Below are 21251 nucleotides of genomic sequence, written 5' to 3' on the forward strand. Positions count from 1 at the left end.
TTTGCCGGGTGACTCATCAGGATTTTAACCTTACGGAAAAGAACTGAAATCTCTCCGTATATGACGCGTTCAAGGACATTCATGAAAGGTCAAATTAAATCGCACAAGATGGGGACTTAAATGCACATGCCATTGGGCTCAGGCGCATAAATTCCTGAGGCGGCCTAACAGCCGCAACCAAAAAGGTACTGGTGCAAATCCCGGAAATTTTCCGAACGCGCGTGGGGGTCTCTTTCTCCCGCCCAAGGCCGGGACATTAAAATGGGACCATAACGCTCGCCCTATTTCTCCAATTCATGCCTAATGGCAAGTCCCATCTTTTCCAACATATAGGGCTTTTTAATGTATTTTCCGGCCCCCAAATCCTGCGCGGCATCCACTTCCCTGGTCTTGGCAAATCCGCTGGCAATGATGGCCTTCTGGCCTGGCCTGACCTGTATTATCTCCTGATAAGTTTCTCGTCCGTTGATTCCCTTGGGCATAATCATATCAAGGACGATCAGATCCACAGGGTGTTCTTTCACATACGCAATCGCTTCTTCACCGCTGGATACCGCTTCAGGGTTGTACCCCAACTTTATTAGCATCCCACAGGCAATCTCTCTTTGCCTCTCCTCGTCATCAACCACCAGGATTTTTTCCCCGTGCCCCAGGTAGTCTTTCAAATCAACCGGTTCCTCCGCCTCAGCAATTTCCTCTCTGGTAACAGGAAAATATAGTTCAAAGAGCGTTCCCTTCTCATTGCTCTTCACATTAATGTAGCCATTATGGTCCTGGACTGTGTTCCACACAACCGCCAGACCCAGACCCGTGCCACTCCTGCCCATGACTTTCTTGGTGTAGAACGGTTCAAAGATCCTCTCAATGTCTTCAGTAGAAATACCGGAACCATCGTCCGACACACTCAGTACGGCATATTCCCCCTGACGTACATTCTCATAACCCCTAATCGGTTCATCCAGATATCGATTCCTGGTCGAGATGGTGACAGTGCCACTTCTTTCAATGGCCTCTGTTGCGTTGATAACCAGATTCATCAAGAGTTTTTTCATGTGAATGGAGGAGCCGTTCATGTTCAAGAGTTCCGAGTCCAATTGGGCCTTGAAATCAACAAATGCGTGCGCCTTTTCCAGCTTTTTAAATTCAGCAGAGGTCAGATATTCCCTTACAATGGTATTGAAATTCAATGCTTCTTTTCCGGTTGCCACACCTCTCGCAATGGTCAGGAGGTCTGCGACAACATCGGCGGCCCGAATTCCGGATTCCTGTATGTTTTTTATCGGTTTCTTGAGGGGACTGTCTTCAGGTAAATCCATCAGAAGTAACTCGGGATAGCTTACGACCCCCGACAGTATGTTATTCAGATCATGGGCGACACCACCGGCCAGCAGTCCCATGGCTTCCATCTTCTGGGCTCGGTAGAGTTGGTCTCGCAGATTTCTTTGATTTTCTTCTCCCACCTTCCGTTCAGTGAGATCCCTAATCAACCCGATGAACCCAATGATAGCCCCTTTGTCGTCTTTCAAATAAAATACATTGGTCTCTCCAGGAAAAACTTCTCCAGATTTCTTCCGGTACTGTACGTTAAAGAGAAAATTCGGGTTGTCGATATTCGATTTCAGCGTCTCCCCAAGCCTTTTGAACTCTTCCTCGCTCGCGTAGACGGTAAGCGTCTCTTGGCCTTTGATCTCTTCCAGAGCATACCCAAACAGCGCAGAGAAGGCCGGATTACAGTCTATGATTCTTCTTTCCGTATCCGCGACTAGAATGGCATCCCTGATGCTGTTGTAAAGGGAACGGTACTTCTGTTCACCCTTCCGCAAGGACTTCTCGGCCCGCTTACGTTCGTCAACTTCAAACTCTAATCTTTTTTTTGCCTCTATCAGCTGTATCCTCTCTTGCTCCAAACTTTTGGACAAAAAATGTTCCTTTTTATGACTTGAGACAAGCCCTTTAACCAGCGCTGATACAGACATGGCGGCTATCACGTTCAATACGAGAAAATTTGCACCAGCAGATATGATCCCTTGGGATGTGATACCAAATTGAAATGTTTCTCCAAATTGCCCACGCCAAAAGAGTAAAGCAAAAATCGTCAATGCGGCCCCGTTCAGGGCTATTGCCACAATGGCAGATCTTGACCCCAGAAGAACTCCGACAAGAACTGCGAAGGTGAAAAGCCACAGCGGGCCGCCGCTAAAGGGTCCGACATAACTAATTACAACTAAGCCAACGATATAGAACATCAGCAGGGTAACTGATGCACGGATTTCATAGCTTAACCGTTTTGAAAACAAAAGAAAAATGCAAACCAAGTAGCCAAGGACATCAAAGATCGCCAAGCCCCATAATTGTTCTTTCATCACCAGAAGAATCGCGGCTGCTATGGCAAATGTGCAAAATATTAGCGCAGTGAAGAGTACTGCGAAGAGGACCCTCACACGCCAGAAAGCGAGGTCATCCTTCTCTATGACGGAGGTCGTCATCCTATTCACAGTGAAGGCCTGAAACCTTCTGAAAGAATTCAATAAATTATCAAACAAAACCATTTTAAACTCTTTCGTATAACTCCCGCTGCTCAGGCGACATGGTTGCCAGACGATCTATTGCCTCTTCAGGGGAAACCGCTTCCAATGATCCACCAGACCGCTGAGTCATTTTATCCATTACCGACATCCCCCCAGACCTTACCTGTCTTCATCTCGCATAATTTCCACAAAGTCGCCTCGACTCTCTTCCCGAGCTGACTCCCCGAAACCCTTTGCAAAGTGCTTGTATGACACCTCATCATTTTCCTGGGGCTTATCCCAAAGAGCAACCTGGGCTCAAGTTGCTCGATGGGAAAAGACCTGGTTGGAGTATTCGCCTCGGGTTAGTCAGACTGGGGATGGTTCCTGATTGAAACCAAGTAGGAATTGGTTCCCATATACAAACTGCCATCCCGGTTGAAATAGATGCCGCCGAATTCATGGCAATATTCCCACCCGCGGCCCAGAGGGATTTTCCAGATCGTGCGACCATCCCATGAATCGATGGCGGAGATAAAATACGTACCGCCCTCCGTTGCTGAAATGTCGTCATCCCATTCTCCGGTATGCGCAAATATGATGCCGCTTTCCCGTGCCAGCATGGACATGGCAAAAAAACTGGTATGATCATTTTCCCACACCGTTCCGGCCCAAGGCTGGACACTGGTGGTGTCGAGTTGGATCAAGGCCAGCCCCGGCTCATTGGCGACCCACTGGGACCACGGCACATCCGTGGTATGGCCGAAATTGTTTTCCACCATGATAGAGCGGTTGACCCCGATCACCGACGCCTCAGCGGTACCGCGCATATCCGGAAAAACCGGAACCTGGGCAACCGGGGCGCCCGAATGGCTTACCGCCACCACATTGATCTGCGGGTAATCATTGTCGACGATGGCAATCAGTTTATTCCCGGCCGCATCCTCCATGATGGTCGGCGTGGTGCCGGAACCGATATTTTTGGAACCGGATTTCAAAAACCCGCTATTGCGATAAGGATAACGCCAGCGCGTCTCAATGTTGCCGGTTTGATCATCAAAAGCCACCGCATACAAATATCCCTGGTTGCACACCCCCTGTTCGTCCAGGCCGTTGGTAACAAAATATGCGCCCTGCTCATCGACGGCAAAGGTATTGTTGTTCCACTGCCCGGGCAGCGACAGTCTGTCCAGCAGCACGGTCCGACAGCCTTTGAGTTTGGTCGCATCCGGCACGATTTCCACCACGGCCATATAGGCGGGTGATGTGAGTGTGTTGTTGTCCGTGCTGTAATGCCCCGCCAGCAGGCACCAGTATACATTGGGCCTTTCCGAATTCCAAACGGGCAAGGTTGCATACAAACTATTGGGAGCCTCCGATTGCGTCACCAATTGAACGATATCGTCACTGACCCATATGGGCGTCAGTTCATACACGCTGTCTTTTTTCTCAACATCGGCCGTTGGAAAGCACTTAATCCTGTTGTCGCCGACCACAACCGAATGGTCGTCCTTATCCATGAAAAAATAGCCCCCGCCAAAAGAATTGGCAACAAAATCAGCCGTTTTAGTAGCGGAAAGGATACGCAGATCCTTGTCAAACACGATCAATCGATATGCCTGGTCGGCATATGAAAAAGCAACGCCGGTTATCTGATTGTTTTTGTTGCAGGCCATAATCGGCGTAAAACCATAGGGATTGAATTGGGTGATCACCTCAAGCTTTTTATCGGTCGGTCCGGACAGACCGACGCTGTCGGAACAATAACTGTCCTGATGACCGCCATTGAAATTGTTTTCCGCCATGCCGGGATTTTGGGGAATAGCAATACCTTGGAACAGATTATTCGTACTGACAGCGGGCATGACCATGAAGGTCTCCGTGGTGCGAAGCCCCTCCTGAGAGACCAACTCAATTTCCGTAAAACCGAAATCACCAATGAAATCCAGCGTACCCGGCTGTGTCAATGCAATGAAAATCATATATGTACCGGGCTCCGTAAATGGAATGGTGTTCGCCCTAATGGGGATGGAAAAAAGCTCGAATAACGGAAACCCGCCCGACGGCACGGTAAAGCTGACAACTCCCGGCGTAAGGGTTGTGTTCCAGTCCGGCCATTCATAGATCGGCTCGCCACCGGGCGCAATGATGCCGATATGAACATCCGCGGTCACCGGCTCAGCCAGATTGGCCACGGATACCGACAGTGTCAGGAGATCCCCCCATGAACGGTAAACCGTTTTGTCGGTCATCACATCAATACGAACCGCATCTCCGGATCCATGGCAAACGCCGACAAAAATACCGATGGACAAGGCGATATACATGAATGTGAATATTTTTTTCATTTTTTCCTCCTTCGCTGATGGGATTAAAAAAATAAACAGCAGAAGCCAGGCTACGGCTTCTACCTTATCTGCCAATCCTTCCGGCGGGTGTCAAAGTGGCGGTCACCTGAAAATGCATTTTTGCGCTGCTTGTTTCGTGTCCATCTTTTTTGTCTTCTGAGTTTTTTCGGGATTACGTATGACCTCCTGTATCAGGTTCCAGTTTGTGGGTTTTCCTAACCCATCGGATCGGGAAACGACACCCGGCTTCCCTATGCATCCTTTGCCTTTTTTCCAAGAGATGTGCCCTTCGACCGTAGTGCCGATCGCTCGGGTTTACAAAGCGGATTGAACAGTATAAATGCTTTTCGTTATACCACTGAACGAAAAGATCAGGCCAAGTCTGCAGAATATGTTGCACGTGGTGGAAGCATGTGATGGACGAGACATTCAGATAAAGGGCCTGGCTCAAGTAAATTGTGAGCACCCTACCATGGAACACGTTTGCATGCAATATAACATACGATATTCTCTGAAGTATTTCTTTAATGAAAGGGAACCATGTTCACCTTGTTCTGCATGATCCGGGCTTTATTCTTATTATAGTTGGGTTTCAAGAATGAGGCTGGTTCCGATCTTTATCCCTATCCCGCTGCGACCAAAAAATTTTCGAAACATCGTTTTTTTCTTGACAGGAAATCGAAACAATGTTTTTATCTTGACCTGAGACAGGAAGATCCCTGATTCGAGGGTACAGAAGATGGAACTCAGCTCTTCCATTGTGGGTACATGCCTGGCGCCGTATCATGCAGAGGTATCGTGGCGCCATCTCATGAACTATGCGGCGGCCATCCACGATGACAATCCCATTTACTTTGACGACCAGACCCGGGAGGGCATTATCGGGCACCCTCTATCATGCGCTGCCATTACATGGCCTGTCATGGGAAACCTCTCCGAATACCTCGAAGCCAAGATATTTCCCCGTAAAGTCCTTGATACCCAAGTCCACTATAGTGAATACCTGCACCTCCTCCGGTCCCTCCGCCCGGGTGACCATCTGACAATTAACGGAAAGATCGCGGCCGTCTTGCCGCACAGGTCCGGGACCACCCTGTTCGTGCGACTGGATGCCACCGATGCATCGGGTCAACCGGTTTTTACTGAGATTGCAGGGGCGCTTCTCAGAGGGGTTCGGTGTGAAGATAAGGGGAACGTCGTCGATCTTCTGCCCTCCATCCCTGAAAATCCGCATCATCCCAGGACTCTTTGGCAGGAGCGGGTTTTCATCGACCCTATGCATACCTATATCTATGATGGCTGCAGCAATATTTTCTTTCCCATCCATACGTCACGAGAGTTTGCGACAGGAGTCGGCCTTCCCGGGATTATCGTACAGGGAACAGCCGTACTCGCTCACGCGGTGAAGGTACTGATCAACAGGGAAGTCGGAGGAGATTCTTTCAGGCTCAAGATCCTCTACGGTCGATTTTCCCACATGGTCTTTCCCGGAACGGTAATTATTGTTCAACTCCAGGGCGTCGTGGATCAGGAAAACGGCAGGGCTCTCCATTTTGATGTGCTCAACGATCGGGGACAAAAGGCCCTGAGCGATGGGTACGCTTTTGTGAAAAACTGATCGAAGTGTCTCAGCCGGGTTTCAAAACAGCACGTTTTGGATCCAACCTTGGTGTCAGCGACAGGAGAGGCCATGCTCTCTGTAAAAAACATCGAAGTTGTCTACAATGACGTCATCAAGGTGGTCCGGGGCGTCTCCTTTGAGGTCCCCGACCGGGCTATCGTGGCGCTTTTGGGCTCTAACGGGGCCGGCAAGAGCACGGTGCTCAAGGCTATCAGTCATATCCTTGAACTGGAGGATGGGGAACTTACCGAAGGAAAAATTGAATTTGATGGTCAAGACATCGCCGGTGTGGCGCCTGAGCGGGTTGTTTCCATGGGCATCGTCCAGATCCCTGAAGGGAGGGGCATTTTCGATGACCTCACTGTTGCGGAGAACCTTCGCGTAGGCGCCCATACGCGTTCGGACGGGACCCGGGTGAAGCAGGACACGGAAAAGATCTTGGACTATTTCCCGGTCCTTCGCGGGCGGATGTCGCAGATGGCCGGATATCTAAGCGGTGGGGAACAGCAGATGCTGGCTATTGGCAGGGCATTGATGACCCGGTGCGGCCTCCTCATGTCGGACGAACCATCTCTGGGCCTGGCTCCTCAGATTGCAGTTGAGATCTTCCGCATCCTGCAAAGGATCACCGCAGAGGAAGAGGCCTCCATTCTCCTTGTGGAGCAGAATGCGCACATGGCGCTGACCATCGCCAGCTACGGTTATATCATGGAAAGCGGAAAGATTGTACTGGACGGTCCCAGTGAAAAACTGATTCAAAACGAAGATGTGAAGGAATTCTACCTGGGGCTCACCGAGGTAGGCGCCAAGAAGAGCTACCGCCAGGTGAAACACTACAAGAAAAGGAAGAGGTGGCTTTCATGACTCCTCCGCCGAAACTGGCAGTGACGGACCTTTCCATGTGCTTTGGCGGGGTAAGTGCCATAATGAACCTCTCCTTTGAACTGGAAGAAGGAGAGATTTTTGCCCTCATCGGTCCGAACGGAGCGGGAAAGAGTACGGTATTCAACTGTATCAGCGGAATCTACAGACCGAACCGGGGTCGGATTTATTTTGAAGGGGAGGAGATCACACATCTGAGGCCCCACAAGGTTGCCCGGAAGGGTATTGCCCGTACATTTCAAAACATCGCATTGTTTCGCAATATGACTGTTTTGGATAATCTTTTGCTGGGCCGGAACCCCTCCCTCAAGGCCGGCGTCATTCGGGGAGGGATCTTCTGGGGTAAGGCCGTCCGGGAAGAACTGGCATCCCGTTTGGCGGTGGAAAAACTGATTGATTTCCTCGAGATTGAAAGCGTTCGGAAGAAGCTCGTAGGCACCCTCCCTTTTGGGATTCAGCGGCGGGTGGAACTGGGACGCGCCCTTGCACTGGAACCCCGCCTGCTCCTCTTGGATGAACCGGTTTCTGGAATGAATATAGAGGAAACCGAGGACATGGCACGATTTATCCTGGATATCAACGAGACGTTCGGGATGACGATCCTCCTTGTAGAGCATGATATGGGGGTGGTCATGGATATCTCCGATCGCATTCTGGTCATCAATTTCGGAGAGAAAATTGCCGAGGGAAATCCGGAAACCATCGGCAGGGACTCTGAGGTCATCAAGGCCTATCTCGGTGAAGAGGCAGATGGAATCAAACCGGAACAGCATTAATACGTACGATACCCTCCCCCGTCTCTTGGCCCGCAACCGTCGGTACTACGGAAACCGGGTGGGGCTGAGGGAAAAGGACCTGGGTGTCTGGCAGGAAGTCTCCTGGGATCAGTACTACGAGCATGTGAAGCTTTTCTGCCTTGGAGCCCTATCCCTTGGGCTTCAGCGGAACGACAAACTGGCCATTCTTGGGGATAACTGCAGGGAGTGGCTCTATGCAGACCTGGGAACCCAGGCCGCCGGGGCCGTGACCGTGGGCATTTACGCCACCAACCCACCCAGGCAGGTGCTGTATGTGCTGGATCATTCCGATTCGGTGATGGTGGTGGTCAAAGACCAGGAGCAGGCGGACAAGGTTTTGGAGGTGGGGGAATCCCTCCCCCTGTTGAAAAAGATCATCGTCATCGATATGAAGGGCCTTCGACACTATGATGACCCCCGTGTCCTCTCTTTTCAACAGGTGGAAGATCTGGGTAAAGCCATGGCCTCGGAAAAACCGGGATACTTCGAGGAACTTGTCTCCCAAACCCGGGCCCGGGATGTGGCCCTCATGGTCTATACCTCGGGCACTACCGGTCCGCCCAAGGGCGCCATGCTCACCCACAGAAACCTTCTCTCCCTGGCAGCCGCTTTTTCACAAGAGACACCTATTTCCAGTGAGGACGAGGCTGTCTCCTATCTTCCGTTGTGCCACATCGCTGAGAGGCTCATGTCGGTAGTCCTGGCACTTTATGCCGCATACACCGTCAATTTTGCGGAGAGTCTTGAGACCATTCAGGAAAACCTCTATGAAATCGCCCCCACCATCTTTGTGGGGGTTCCAAGGATCTGGGAGAAGATGCATTCGGCCATTCAGATTCGCATGAAGGATGCCTCATGGTTCAAGCGACGGGCCTACGCATTCTGGATTCCCATCGGTCGGAACATCGTGGAGCAAGAGATCCAAAAGGGGAGGTATTCCCTGCTGCAAAGGATGCTTTATAGACTCGGTCACCTGTGTATGTATCGGTATCTTCTGGACAAGATGGGACTTCTTCGGGTCCGGCTGGCCCTCAGCGGATCCGCCCCCATCTCCCCTGAAATTCTCAAATTCTACCGAGCCCTGGGGCTCAGGATCACTGAAGTCTACGGGCAGACGGAAGGCTCGGGCGTATCCCATATCCACCACGGCCGTGACAGAAAAGTCGGGTCGGTGGGAAAACCCCTGCCGGGTGTCGATTTCAAACTGGCAGAAGACGGGGAGATCCTGTTCCGGGGCGATACGCTCTTCAACGGTTATTATAAGGAACCCGAATCCACCGAAGCGGTCATGAGTGATGGATGGATGCGAACCGGGGATGTAGGCATTCTGGACGGGGAAGGTTATCTCTATATCACCGATAGAAAAAAGGACATCATCATCACGGCCGGCGGAAAGAACATCGCCCCTTCGGAAATCGAGAACCGCCTCAAATGCAGCCCCTATATTAATCAGGCCATTGTGGTGGGGGACGCAAAACCCTACCTCTCCGCCATCATTCAAATCGAACTGGACACCGTCAGCAAGTGGGCCATGGACCATAAGATCGCCTATACCACCTTTAGGAGCCTGGCTGGGCACAGGGACGTATTTGAACTCATTAAACAGGAAGTAGAGGAAGCCAATAAGGAATTCGCCCGCGTGGAGGGCATTAAGAAATTTGTCCTTCTTGAAAAAGAACTGGATCATGATGACGATGAATTAACCGCCACCATGAAGATTCGACGCAAAAGTGTTGAGAGAAAGTTCAGCGATCTCATCAATGCCATGTATGGGAGGTGATAAGAGAAGCGATGAATGGTTTTTTTCGGTCAATAGATCGGTCGATCCAAATCGTAATCTGAAAAGGAGGGGATATTATGAAAGGAATCGCAAAAGGGTTTTGTGTCCTGCTGACCATTGTTGCAGTCTTCTGGAGCGCGGGAATCCACGCCGAGGTTGGGGTGACCGACGATGCCATCAAGATCGGTGTGGTAAGTGACTTGACGGGCCCTACCGCCATTGGCGGCGTGGGCATGGCGGATGGGATCGTTTCCTTTTTCAATGACCTGAATGAAAAGGGGGGTATTCACGGACGAAAGGTGGAGGTCATTGTGGAAGACTGTGCCTACAGCCCGGCAAAGGCCGTGGCCGCTGCAAAGAAACTCATGGCCAAAGACGGGATCTTCGCGTTTGTCTCTCCATGGGGTACGGCGCCCAGCACGGCCCTTTTTCCCATTGCCAAAAAGGATAAGATCCCCATTGCCCCGGCCTGCGCCCTTGCCACCAGCATGTATGATCCCTTGAAAAAGTACGTTTTTGCCGTCGGGACCAACTATGTGGATCAGTCGCTTTTTGTGGTGGACTATGTTCGAAACAAGATGGGCATGGAGAAACCGAAAATCGCGCTGTTCTGCCAGGATGATGACTGGGGAAGAGACCATCTGAAGGGTCTGGAGATGGCGCGGAAAAAATACGATCTCCCGCCCATTGCCGTGGAGACCTACAAATACGATGCCGTTGATTTCAAGAGCCAGGCCATCAATCTTAAAAAGGCCGATCCTGATGTGGTACTGGTGGCCTCGGCTATTAAATCGGGCGCCATGTTCTTGAAGGAAGCCCATAAGCTCGGCTGGAAACCGACATTTATCGGATCCAACACCCTAGGCATTATCATCACGCTTCAACTGGCAGGGGAATACGGGAAAGACCTGCTGGTGGTGAACATCTTTGCCATGCCCGGAGAGGATATCCCAGGCATGAAGCGTCTGGAAGCGGCATCTAAAAAATATTTCGGAGACAAGTGGATGCCCGCGGAAGCCAAGATTCATCCCTATTATGTATATGGCTGGATCAATGCCATGGTCTTTGCCGAGGGTGCTAAGCGGGCCGGGAAAGACCTGACCCGGGACGGCCTGGTGAAGGCACTGGAGTCGTTGAAGAACTTTGATCCGGAAGGCCTGATGGGCCCCATTACCTACTCGGCCACCTCCCACGGATCGCCCGGATTCGCCCGAATGACAAAGGGAGACCTGGAAAAGAAATGTTTTGTCCCCCTGAGCGATTGGACGGCCGTCAAGGAGTAATTAAGTGTTCGGGGCCTGGCATGTTTCTGTCGGCCCCGAAGCCATATGAACCAAGGCAGTACACAGCCTGTCAACCCAAAGATAACCGAGGACCTGGTTTTTGGACGCCGGCAGGGACTTCCGGGTGGGGATGAGAACCTATGAACGGTGGAGAACTTCAGATTTTTTTTCAATTGATTTTGAGCGGCCTGATTGTCGGGAGCATCTATGGCCTTGTGGCCCTCGGTTTTGTACTGATCTACAAGGCAACCAATGTGGTGAATTTTGCCCAGGGCGAGCTGATGATGCTGGGGGCCTATTTCTGCTACTATCTGGTTTCGAGCTATCAGATTCCCTTTGTTCCGGCCTTCCTGATCACTCTGGTATTTTCATCCCTCCTGGGCATTTTGATCGAGGTGGCCATTCTCAGACCCCTGGTGGGAGAAACGGTTTTCAGCGTGATTATGGTCACGGTGGGGCTTTCCACCCTTCTTCGAAGTGTGGTGGGGCTGATCTGGGGGCACGATCAATATGTCTTTCCATCACCCTTTTCGCAGCAGACGTTCCGCTTCTTCGAGCTTGTGATCTTGCCTGTAGAACTCACCACCATCGTAACGGTCATGGGACTCTTTGCCATGTGCTACCTCTTTTTCAAATACAGCAAGATCGGGGTTGCCATGCGGGCCACGGCCTTTAATCAGAAGTACGCCTTTCTCATGGGCATCAGTGTTCGAAAGGTTTTTTCACTCTCATGGGTCATGGCATCGGTGGTGGCCTCCATCGGAGGGATCCTCTTCGCCAGCATGTCAAATCTGGATACCAATATGAGCCTTATCGGGCTCAAGGTCTTCCCTGCCGTGGTCCTGGGAGGTATCGACAGCATCGGGGGAGCCATTCTGGGGGGGCTTATTGTTGGCTTGACCGAAAACCTGGCCGGAGGCTATCTCTCCCAGATTTTTGGATCGGGGGTTAAGGAGCTCTCGGCCTTTTTTGTACTGCTTATGACGCTCATGATTCGGCCATACGGCCTCTTCGGCAAAAAAGAGATTATTCGCGTGTAAACCATCGAGGGCAAGAGGATATATGGGAAGCGGGCAGTTCAAGACGTGTTATCGTGACGACATAAAGATTTTCCAGACAGGCTTTATTCAATTCTGGTTGTGCCTGCTGGGGGTCTGTCTGCTTGTTTTGCCTTTTGTCGTAGAGCAGTATTTTCTCTATATCGTTAATTTGTGCGGCATTGCCGTCATTGGGGCGCTGGGCCTTAATATCCTGTCCGGCTATACAGGTCAAATCTCGCTGGGACACTCAGCGTTTATCGCCATCGGAGCCTACACCTCCACCATCCTTTCAGTGAAGTGGGGATTTCCGTTCTGGCTCTCTTTTCCCATTGCCGGTCTGGTAAGTGCCCTGAGCGGTCTGGTGATTGCCATCCCCTGTCTGCGGCTGAGAGGCCTCTATCTGGCTATTGCCACATTCGCCTTTTACTTTATTGTGGAATACGCCATTATTCACTGGGACAGCATGACCAACGGCACCGGCGGCATAACGGTTCCGGAGGCCTCTTTTTTTGGATTTGCGTTTGACTCGGATCGAAAGATCTACTTTCTTATCCTCTTCCTGGCAGTCTGTGCCACGACCTTTGCGAGAAATCTGTTTCGCACAGAGGCGGGACGGGCGTTCATTGCCATCCGGGACAACGATATCGCCGCAGAAATTATCGGTGTTGATGTGGTCAGGTACAAGATTCTCTCATTCATGGTCTGTTCCTTCTATGCGGGTATTGCAGGCAGTCTGTATGCCGTGACCCTCTCCTTTATCGGGCCTGAACATTTTACCTTTCTCATGACCATAGAATACCTGGCCATGTGTCTGGTAGGCGGCGTGGGCACCATCATCGGCACCATTTATGGCGCCATCTTTATCACCCTGCTTCCGGAAGGCATACGCCTGCTCAGAGATGCCCTGAGTCAGGATTACCCCTCGCTTGTCACGCGAATGGCAGACCTCCAGGCCAGTTGTTACGGCCTGGTGATTATTCTGTTTCTGATTTTTGAACCGACCGGTCTTTTCGGCATCTGGTTACGGATCAAAAAGTATTGGAAAGCCTGGCCCTATACCTATTGAAAAAAGGGTTTATTAGCCAATAGGAGTCAAAGGGAAATCCGTGAGCCAATCAAAGGACCATTCAGAAAAAAGCCCGCTACCCCAACTGCCAGACAAACTGCGGGACCGGCTTTATCCCGCGGTTCTGGATCTCTTTTCCCGAAACGATTTTCACCAGGTTAATATGAGGGAAATATGTAAAATCTCCGGATTGAGCCTCAGCACGGTCTACAAATACTTTCCCTCCAAAGAGACCCTCCTGTTCACCATATTGGATCAGAAGATTAGCGAGGTAGGCGAACTTATGAAGATGCATCTGGAGGGCCTCGAGAACACGAAGGAACTTTTTAGAAAGGTCTTCTGGGTGACCATGGACTATTATGACAAAAATCCTGGAGTCGCTATTACGGCATTTATCACTGTGCCGATGCGGACTTGGATGAGAGAGGCCTCTTACCGTCGGAATGACGCACACGATATCATGACCAGGATCACCCGGCATGGTCATGACCGCAGGGAGATCGCGTCGCATATTAAACCCGGCCAGATAATGGATCTCTATTTCATGTTCTGCCATCGCCAGATACAGCTCTGGTATTACCATGGGATGAAATGGAGCCTGGTGAGCACCATCCCCGGCTTCTTCAATCTGTTCTGGAAGTCTGTGTCCCCGGAATAACAGAAAAGTATAGAAAACCCATAAATGCATCCGTGGAGAACAAAATGGTTCCTTACGAGACAGTCCAATGCGAGCAAATTGGTGAAATTCTGACCGTGACCCTCAACCGGCCCGAGATGAATCTCTTCAATCAAAAGATGGTAGATGAACTCATTAAAATATGGCACGGCCTCAGGAGCAATCGGCACGTGCGTTTCGTCATCCTGACCGGACAAGGACGCCATTTCACAGCAGGGGTCGATCTCAAGGAGTACGGGGACCGGGACATCGACCCGGAAGAAGCGCGTATACAGCAGTTGGCCGGCCACGAACTGATGCGTAGTCTGGAAAACCTGGAGCAGGTCACGGTGGCGGCCCTGCGAGGGATCGTCTGCGGGGCCGGGATGGCGGTGGCCCAGGCCTGCGACTTCCGGATTATGACAGAGGACAGCTACTTCGTTGTTCCAGAGACCAATATCGGGACTTATTACACCTGGGGTTGTACTCCAAGACTCGTCAGAATGGTAGGAGCGTCCAAGGCAATGGAAATCATCATGACGTGCGAGCCTGTTCCGGCACCGGAAGCTTACCGACTCCACCTGGCAAACAGAATAGTCCCGAATGATTCCTTGATGGAAGCCACCCATGCGTTTGTCAGCAAAATCGCTTCCAAGAGTCCAACCAGTATTAGGATCACCAAGAAGATCGCCCTGGCCGCTTCCATGGAAGGATTCGGGAACCTGTTTGTCTGCGAGCCTGAACTTATGAAGGGATTGGTGTACACAGGAGAAACAAGAGAAGGCATAGTCTCCTTTTTAAACAAGAAAGCACCTGTCTTCGGTCCCAAAAAGGATCAGCATCCCCATCTGCCGTCTTCCTGATCATCCGGCCATCTTTGAGGAGAAGTCTTGCAGACTGAACATCTAAGAATATGGAAGGTCGGATATCAGCAGGGAACAAATTGGATAATAATTAGGATGGGTTTGCCATGTCAAGTTTCTTCATGTTTTGGCTTGATCCTTTCGAAATGAGCCTACATACGACCCATTTTCCTGATGGCGCATTGGCCGATCATATTTCAGTAATTGGCGCAGCTGGGGATGGAGACTATTCAAGCCTCCACCCTTTCTCATTATGTTACGCATAGATGTTCTCGATCCACCTCATGGCCTCAGTGTCAGGCACCTTTCCCAAGTAAATTTGAGTAGTTGACAGGTTGGCATGCCGTAAGATGACTTTTTACACGATCTCGATGGGCACACCTGAGCGGCTCGCATATGTCGCAGCATGTCTCCTGAGATCATGGGGCCTGAGCCGAATCCCGACCCTTTCGCCTGCCTTTTTCACCATGCTCCGTGTGGCCTCGTAGGACAAGGGAAAAATTCTCTGGCCCGGCTGAATCCCGTTGTCCCTGATGTATTCCTTGAGGCGGTCAGCCACTTTCTGTGGGATGAAAATATACTCCCGTTCCTTGCCGCTTTTCGGGTCCCTCAGCGTCAGTTTCCGGTCATGGACGTCAATTGCCCTCAGCTTCAGGACCTCACCCTATAATTCTCTCAAGAATCAATTCTTGAGCTGCATTATCAAGGATTGTCCTTCCAATAGCATCCCATTTCATGGCATTGGAAAACAATCCAACTCTGTTTTCCGTCCCACCCTGGGATAAGATGGCAACATTTGGCAAATTGAAGGAGCCCGCATCCATTATCCTGCCTTCCCTTGCATTTTTACCTTGACAATAGCCGTCAATCTATATACGCTGCAATATATGCTACAATATATTACGAAATATATTTAGGTAATTAACTACTTTATGAGCACTTTACGTCAACACGCCTATAAACTAATAAAAGAAAAAATAGTCTGCCTAAAACTGAAACCGGGCGAGAGACTGTTCGAGGCAGATCTCGCGAAAGACTTAGAAATAGGCAGAACGCCAGTGCGAGAAGCTATATTAATGCTACAAAATGAGAAGTTAGTCATATGTGACGAGAAACTGGGCTACATAGTGCGCAAACTCTCTAGAGAGGAAGCTTATGACTACTTCTCTATTCGACAGGTTATAGAGGATTTTGCCATCCCTCTTGTCCTCAAAGGCCTTACAGATAATACCATCGCAGAGCTAGAGCAAAACATAGAAAGCGCTCAGAATTGGATTAAAAAAAACGATTTTCCGAATATCATTCGCTATGAGACGGAGTTTCACGAAATTCTATACCGAACCACTAATTCAAAAGTGTTTATTGAAGTTATTTCAGGAATTGTAGACAAATTCCAGTGGCTAAGAGCAATAGGCCTTAGTGCACCAGGGGGTGCTCAAGAATCAGTAGCTGGCCACATGAAAATTCTTTTAGCTTACAAATCTGGGGATGTTTCGGAAATAAGGAGATTGACAGAACTGCATATCAACCAGGCAAGAGACAATTTTGCAAAGATAGAGCACATCATCTTCTAATGCAACCAACTAATTGATCAAAGTCAATTAGCTGATTTTATAATCAACCAAGAATACAAACAGAAAAAGCATTTTGCGGAGGTTGCCATGAGAAAGAAAGGAAACTTATTTGGTATCGGGAGTATTGTGTCATTTGCATTTATTATTGCCCTGGCTTCGATTGCCAGCCCAACTTTCGCATCAGACAAACCAATCGAGTTGAGTATCACTCATCTTTTTCCAGAGGGATCATGGTTCAATCAAAATGCAGTAGTGCCATGGAAGAAGCTGATTGAAGAAAAAAGCAACGGGAGACTAATCATCAATATCTACCCAAGTGGAGCTCTGGCAAAACCGGGAACAATGTACGATGCCGTTAAGGCTGGGACGGTGGACATTGCGTGGGATCCAGGCCCTTACTACATAGGGCGTTTCCCATTGAGTGAAGCAACGCAGCTTCCCTTTCTTGGAGCCGAATCTTCATGGGCCGCAAGTCGTGCGTGGATGGATCTCTATGCGGAATTCCCGGAACTGAGGAAGGAGTATGATGATGTGCATTTCCTATTCATGTTTTCCCAAGGCCCAGGTCAAATTTACACAAGAAAACCAGTTAGGAACCTCGAAGACCTAAAGGGGTTAATTGTAAGAGCTCCAGGCGGCATCGGAGATATAGTAAAGGCCTTAGGCGGCTCTCCTGTCACACTGACAGCTCCTGAGACCTACCTCGCCTTATCCAAGGGAACGATAGATGCCACTGTGTTTGATCTTGAAGCTACCAAATTGTTTAAACTCTATGAGGTGACAAAGTATATTACTGTAGCGAATATGTATGTACAATGGTTTTGGGCAGCCATGAATAAGGCCAAATACAATAGTCTGCCCAAGGACCTTCAAAAAGTAATCGATGAGTGCAGCGGAACAGTTGGAACTGATATCGTAGGTAAGGCCTGGAATGAAGCTGACATAGTGGGCAGAGAACTAGCAAAACAGAAAGGTTTGGAGCTGATTTACCTTAGCCCTGAGGAGCGCAAGCGTTGGGGGGAGCAATCTGCATCGGTTACCAACGACTGGCTGAAGGCTATGGAAGCGAAAGGATATCCTGCAAAAGAGTTTTTGGAAGCGGCAAAGAAAGCCATCCAAAAATATAATCAGAAGTTTTCGATTGAAACTAAATGATACGGTTCGACTAGCAGGCCCACAGCTCTGACAAAAAAATAGGCATTGGGTTTCCGCCAGGAGCCGTTCTCATAAAGCCGCCTCCTGGCGGGACCAATCACCTTTTCAGAAAGGACGATTATCATCAATTCCACAACAACGGTAGTCTCACTTTATCGCCATCAAAGAGCATATTGACAGATAAGTGAGCAAACTTTAGTACACCTTAATCTTTCAATTTCCTTTATTTTGACACTCATTTTGGCGTGAGACTTAAAGAAGGCTCTATTTATTCCAGCCAGCGATGCTGGAGTTCTCATTATGAACCAAAACTGCTGGAATCCCAAATACCATTACGCATTAATTGACCTCACCAACAGAAAGAATGTATTTACGCCCATGTATCAATCAAAAATATAACTGATCCCAAAGAAATTCAATAAAATGAAGCTATCAGAGCACTTCTTAAAAATAGAGCAAGTGGTTAACGCGATAGGCCGAATACTTAATTATGGTGGTGTCGCGTTCCTATTCGTATTAATGCTTCTTGTGGTAGTCCACGTGATTGGGCGCTATTTTTTTTCATTGCCTATACTTGGTTCAGTTGAACTAATAGAGTTTTTAATGGTTTTGGTTGTATTTCTCGGCTTGGCCGAATGTGCCAGTAAGCGAGGCAATGTAGCCGTCGAAATCCTCGTCGATCTCATGCCAAAAAGAGTCCAAGTGGTCATAGACACGGTTACAAGTTTCCTGAGTGTTATCATTGTATCACTCATAACGTGGCAGAGTGTCATTCAGGTCACCAGCTTTTTGGAATCAGGACATGTGTCCGGAGTACATCACATTCCTTATTACCCATTTGCAATTTTGATGGTGCTAGGCTGGGCAGCATTTGATCTTGTTCTAATTGTGCATTTCTTTGGATTCCTGGGGAGAGCTTTGAGAAAATGAGCCTTTTTACGGCTAGTCTAATCTTCATTGTCATGCTCCTTATATTGTTACTACTGCGCATGTCTGTTGGACTTGCCATGGCTCTTATCGGATTTATTGGTTTTGCCTACATAACGAATATGGGAGGCGCATACGGTCAGCTAAGGATTGTTCCAATTAGTCTTACAGCGAATTATGACTACTGCGTGATCCCGCTCTTTATGCTTATGGGTTCACTCGGATATCACTGTGGGTTAAGCCAGGATCTCTATTATGGTGCACACAAATGGGTTGGCGATTTGCCTGGGGGACTCGCCATAGCAACTGTACTAGGATGCTGCGGTTTTGCCGCAGTATGTGGATCGACGCTGGCAACAGCGGCAACAATGGGGATGGTAGCGTTGCCGGAAATGAAAAAGTACAATTATGATCCCGCACTTGCAACTGGTGTTGTAGCGTCCGGGGGATCCCTTGGCATCCTGATACCACCCAGTTCTATTTTTATAATCTATGGGTTGCTTACCGAACAATCGATTGGCAGCCTCTTCATAGCAGGTATTCTTCCAGGACTTCTACTCGCTGGTTTGTTCATTGTTGTAATTTATATAATGGTGAAGGTGAATCCTACGCTCGGTCCTCCGACAGAGAGAATACCGTTAAAAGAAAAGGTGGCTTCAATCAAGCATATGTGGCCGGTCCTGGGCCTATTCTTAGTGATTATGGGTGGGCTTTACATGGGTCTTTTTACACCAACGGAGGCAGCAGGGGTTGGTGCATTTGGGGCACTTCTAACCGGCCTCATAAAGAAAAGATTAACCTGGCAGAAACTGATTGCATCTTTGTTGGAAGCAATACAATCAACCGCCATGATTTTCGTTATAATCATTGGCGCCATGATTTTTGGATATTTTTTAACGGCAAGCCGGTTTACTGCCGGTCTAGCTGACTTTGTCGCCGGCTTTGAGGCATCACGCTATGTAATTTTGCTGGGGGTTACATTGGTCTACATAGTTCTAGGCTTGCTCATGGACACTTTGTCGATGGTCATCCTCACTGTGCCAATTTTTTTCCCGCTAATAATCAAACTGGGATTCGATCCCCTGTGGTTTGGTGTAATAATGGTGCTGATATCGGAAATGAGCGTTATTACACCGCCTGTCGGCATGAATGTTTACGTACTTCGCGGAATTGCAAAAGATGTTCCTATGTTCACTATATTCCGGGGTACGCTGCCGTTTTTTGCCGTAATGGTTTTATGCATTATAATAATTACCATTTTTCCCCAAATCGCGCTTTTCCTGCCCAACATTATGGGAAATTGATTAGCGGGATTTGTAATGACAAATGGGGGAAGTTGAGAAGGAGGTAAAATGATGAGCATAACTAGAGATCTTGTACGCTACGTTATAGGAGCACGTTTCGACGACATTCCCCGGGAGGCTGTTGACAGAACGAAGAAATTCATTTTGGACGAGATCGGAAATGCGCTCGGCGGATCTGTTTTGAAATCCGGCAAAATAATTATAGAGTGGGCTAAGCAGATGGGAGGTTCGCCCGAATCTACGATACTTTCGGACGGTACAAAGGTTCCGGTAGGGATTGCCTCAGGCGTCAATACGCAGCTATGTATGGGTCTAGAACTGATGGAGACCTACAAAAACAAGAGTCATCCTGGATCAGGAATGGTGATGACAGCCCTGGGACTTGGGGAGAGGAACCAAATTAGCGGCAAGGATATTTTGACTGCGGTATGTACGTCATATGATGTGACAGGACGAATCATAGATGCAACTTTTCCGTCTCCTGAGCATAAACAGAAAGTATGGAACCAAAACTGGCAAGGATGCGGGTCTTTAGTTGTAGCGCTAAAACTTTTGGGGTTGACTGAAGAACAGGGGATGAATGCATTTGGTATGGGCCTAGGCCAAGGACCTACAATGAACGTTCACAACATCCTTTATGTCCCTGGTTCGATGTCGAAGCTGGGTAATCAATTTCACAGCTTTGTTGCCATAAACGGAGCCATTCTCGCTAAATTGGGTTACACCGGCTTTCACGAAATCCTTGATGACCCATATCCGTACTGGACAACCATATCAGACAGGAACGATTGGGAGACTTACACAAAAGGCTTGGGTGAAGACTTCTTGATTACGAGTGCGATGGCATTCAAACCATGGCCGACATGTAGGTGGGCACAGCCTGGAATTCAATCTCTGTTAGAAATCATGGCCTCTGAAGGCTTAACACCATCCGATATTCAAGAGGTAACATTCCACGCACATGACAAGATTACAAGCTACCCATATGACAATATCAATCCGATTAATCCGGAAGACGCTTACTGGAGTGTACCTTGGGCATTCGCAAATGCTGCGATCGGCTACAAGATTGGACCTGCTTGGTATATAGAGGAACGTTTCAGCGATATCGAAATGCCTGAGTTCATGCGCAAGGTTAAGATCAAGACATTGCCCGATGCAGTGGAGGCTTTTGCAAAAGAGCCTGAGAAATCGATCACCTTGCTAGAGATCAAAACTGACCAGGGTAAAACCTTTACGAAAAGGACAACGTACTGCAAGGGAGATCCGCAACAACCGATGACGGACGATGAAATTGTCGAAAAATTTCTCTCTCAAACGACGGATGTCATTTCTGAAGATCAGTCGCGCCAAATAATCAAACTGGTCGAACAATTAGAAAACCTACCGGATATTACAGAGATTATGAGATTGGTTTATCAGTCGCTGAACAGTGAATAAGGGGCCAAT

16 protein-coding genes and 1 pseudogene are annotated in these 21251 nt (G+C 49.0%); 14 read left to right on the top strand and 3 right to left on the bottom strand.

From position 1 onward, the window contains the following. Nucleotides 1–281: 281 nt before the first annotated feature. Nucleotides 282–2549, bottom strand: a complete 2268-nt coding sequence (locus K9N21_05960) for a PAS domain S-box protein (GenBank protein ID MCF8143448.1) — start codon at nucleotides 2547–2549, stop codon at nucleotides 282–284. 323 nt (nucleotides 2550–2872) lie between these two features. Beyond that, nucleotides 2873–4855 carry a hypothetical protein gene (locus K9N21_05965; protein ID MCF8143449.1) on the bottom strand — a complete coding sequence of 661 codons (1983 nt, stop codon included), beginning with the start codon at nucleotides 4853–4855 and terminating at the stop codon, nucleotides 2873–2875. A gap of 739 nt (nucleotides 4856–5594) precedes the next feature. Here K9N21_05965 and K9N21_05970 point away from each other — a divergent pair. The 9 genes from K9N21_05970 (at nucleotide 5595) to K9N21_06010 (ending at nucleotide 14842) form a co-directional block, all read left to right on the top strand. Beyond that, nucleotides 5595–6473: a MaoC family dehydratase N-terminal domain-containing protein gene (locus K9N21_05970; GenBank protein MCF8143450.1), complete on the top strand. Its 879-nt coding sequence runs from the start codon at nucleotides 5595–5597 to the stop codon at nucleotides 6471–6473. Nucleotides 6474–6545: 72 nt separating this feature from the next. After that, nucleotides 6546–7340 carry an ABC transporter ATP-binding protein gene (locus K9N21_05975; protein MCF8143451.1) on the top strand — a complete coding sequence of 265 codons (795 nt, stop codon included), beginning with the start codon at nucleotides 6546–6548 and terminating at the stop codon, nucleotides 7338–7340. Next, a complete protein-coding gene (locus tag K9N21_05980) occupies nucleotides 7337–8134 on the top strand; it encodes an ABC transporter ATP-binding protein (GenBank protein MCF8143452.1) in 798 nt (265 codons plus the stop codon). Before K9N21_05975 ends, K9N21_05980 begins: the two co-directional genes overlap by 4 nt. Continuing rightward, nucleotides 8109–9935 (top strand): AMP-binding protein, encoded by a 1827-nt coding sequence (locus K9N21_05985; GenBank protein ID MCF8143453.1) that lies wholly within the window; start codon nucleotides 8109–8111, stop codon nucleotides 9933–9935. The genes K9N21_05980 and K9N21_05985 overlap by 26 nt, the downstream gene beginning before the upstream one ends. 77 nt (nucleotides 9936–10012) lie before the next feature. Then, entirely contained in the window at nucleotides 10013–11218 is a 1206-nt protein-coding gene (locus K9N21_05990; protein MCF8143454.1) for an ABC transporter substrate-binding protein, read from the top strand. A gap of 140 nt (nucleotides 11219–11358) precedes the next feature. Next, nucleotides 11359–12258: a branched-chain amino acid ABC transporter permease gene (locus K9N21_05995; protein ID MCF8143455.1), complete on the top strand. Its 900-nt coding sequence runs from the start codon at nucleotides 11359–11361 to the stop codon at nucleotides 12256–12258. A 22-nt stretch (nucleotides 12259–12280) separates the two neighbouring features. Next, complete coding sequence (locus K9N21_06000) at nucleotides 12281–13324, top strand: branched-chain amino acid ABC transporter permease (GenBank protein ID MCF8143456.1); 1044 nt, start codon at nucleotides 12281–12283, stop codon at nucleotides 13322–13324. Nucleotides 13325–13364: 40 nt separating this feature from the next. Further along, a complete protein-coding gene (locus tag K9N21_06005) occupies nucleotides 13365–13982 on the top strand; it encodes a TetR/AcrR family transcriptional regulator (protein MCF8143457.1) in 618 nt (205 codons plus the stop codon). A 44-nt stretch (nucleotides 13983–14026) separates the two neighbouring features. After that, nucleotides 14027–14842, top strand: coding sequence for an enoyl-CoA hydratase/isomerase family protein (locus K9N21_06010; protein MCF8143458.1), 816 nt, complete (start codon nucleotides 14027–14029; stop codon nucleotides 14840–14842). A 256-nt stretch (nucleotides 14843–15098) separates the two neighbouring features. Here the strand turns inward: K9N21_06010 and K9N21_06015 are convergent. Further along, a pseudogene (locus K9N21_06015) lies at nucleotides 15099–15497 on the bottom strand (site-specific integrase). A gap of 277 nt (nucleotides 15498–15774) precedes the next feature. Here K9N21_06015 and K9N21_06020 point away from each other — a divergent pair. From K9N21_06020 to K9N21_06040, 5 genes are all read left to right on the top strand, one after another. Next, nucleotides 15775–16416 (top strand): GntR family transcriptional regulator, encoded by a 642-nt coding sequence (locus K9N21_06020; GenBank protein MCF8143459.1) that lies wholly within the window; start codon nucleotides 15775–15777, stop codon nucleotides 16414–16416. A gap of 87 nt (nucleotides 16417–16503) precedes the next feature. Continuing rightward, nucleotides 16504–17571: a TRAP transporter substrate-binding protein gene (locus K9N21_06025; GenBank protein MCF8143460.1), complete on the top strand. Its 1068-nt coding sequence runs from the start codon at nucleotides 16504–16506 to the stop codon at nucleotides 17569–17571. A 423-nt stretch (nucleotides 17572–17994) separates the two neighbouring features. Then, nucleotides 17995–18501 (top strand): TRAP transporter small permease, encoded by a 507-nt coding sequence (locus K9N21_06030; GenBank protein MCF8143461.1) that lies wholly within the window; start codon nucleotides 17995–17997, stop codon nucleotides 18499–18501. Continuing rightward, on the top strand, nucleotides 18498–19802 hold the full coding sequence (locus K9N21_06035) for a TRAP transporter large permease (protein ID MCF8143462.1): 1305 nt from the start codon (nucleotides 18498–18500) through the stop codon (nucleotides 19800–19802). The genes K9N21_06030 and K9N21_06035 overlap by 4 nt, the downstream gene beginning before the upstream one ends. Nucleotides 19803–19850: 48 nt before the next feature. Further along, nucleotides 19851–21242, top strand: coding sequence for an MmgE/PrpD family protein (locus tag K9N21_06040; GenBank protein MCF8143463.1), 1392 nt, complete (start codon nucleotides 19851–19853; stop codon nucleotides 21240–21242). The last annotated feature ends 9 nt before the right edge of the window (nucleotides 21243–21251 follow it).

The sequence above is a fragment of the Deltaproteobacteria bacterium genome (genome assembly GCA_021737785.1).
GTDB lineage: Bacteria > Desulfobacterota > DSM-4660 > Desulfatiglandales > Desulfatiglandaceae > AUK324.

What these genes read in the sequence shown, in the direction of transcription:
- K9N21_05960 (MCF8143448.1), bottom strand. Translation starts at nt 2,549, where the DNA reads ATGGTTTTGTTTGATAATTTATTGAATTCTTTCAGAAGGTTTCAGGCC.
- K9N21_05965 (MCF8143449.1), bottom strand. Translation starts at nt 4,855, where the DNA reads ATGAAAAAAATATTCACATTCATGTATATCGCCTTGTCCATCGGTATT.
- K9N21_05970 (MCF8143450.1), top strand. Translation starts at nt 5,595, where the DNA reads ATGGAACTCAGCTCTTCCATTGTGGGTACATGCCTGGCGCCGTATCAT.
- K9N21_05975 (MCF8143451.1), top strand. Translation starts at nt 6,546, where the DNA reads ATGCTCTCTGTAAAAAACATCGAAGTTGTCTACAATGACGTCATCAAG.
- K9N21_05980 (MCF8143452.1), top strand. Translation starts at nt 7,337, where the DNA reads ATGACTCCTCCGCCGAAACTGGCAGTGACGGACCTTTCCATGTGCTTT.
- K9N21_05985 (MCF8143453.1), top strand. Translation starts at nt 8,109, where the DNA reads ATGGAATCAAACCGGAACAGCATTAATACGTACGATACCCTCCCCCGT.
- K9N21_05990 (MCF8143454.1), top strand. Translation starts at nt 10,013, where the DNA reads ATGAAAGGAATCGCAAAAGGGTTTTGTGTCCTGCTGACCATTGTTGCA.
- K9N21_05995 (MCF8143455.1), top strand. Translation starts at nt 11,359, where the DNA reads ATGAACGGTGGAGAACTTCAGATTTTTTTTCAATTGATTTTGAGCGGC.
- K9N21_06000 (MCF8143456.1), top strand. Translation starts at nt 12,281, where the DNA reads ATGGGAAGCGGGCAGTTCAAGACGTGTTATCGTGACGACATAAAGATT.
- K9N21_06010 (MCF8143458.1), top strand. Translation starts at nt 14,027, where the DNA reads ATGGTTCCTTACGAGACAGTCCAATGCGAGCAAATTGGTGAAATTCTG.
- K9N21_06020 (MCF8143459.1), top strand. Translation starts at nt 15,775, where the DNA reads ATGAGCACTTTACGTCAACACGCCTATAAACTAATAAAAGAAAAAATA.
- K9N21_06025 (MCF8143460.1), top strand. Translation starts at nt 16,504, where the DNA reads ATGAGAAAGAAAGGAAACTTATTTGGTATCGGGAGTATTGTGTCATTT.
- K9N21_06030 (MCF8143461.1), top strand. Translation starts at nt 17,995, where the DNA reads ATGAAGCTATCAGAGCACTTCTTAAAAATAGAGCAAGTGGTTAACGCG.
- K9N21_06035 (MCF8143462.1), top strand. Translation starts at nt 18,498, where the DNA reads ATGAGCCTTTTTACGGCTAGTCTAATCTTCATTGTCATGCTCCTTATA.
- K9N21_06040 (MCF8143463.1), top strand. Translation starts at nt 19,851, where the DNA reads ATGATGAGCATAACTAGAGATCTTGTACGCTACGTTATAGGAGCACGT.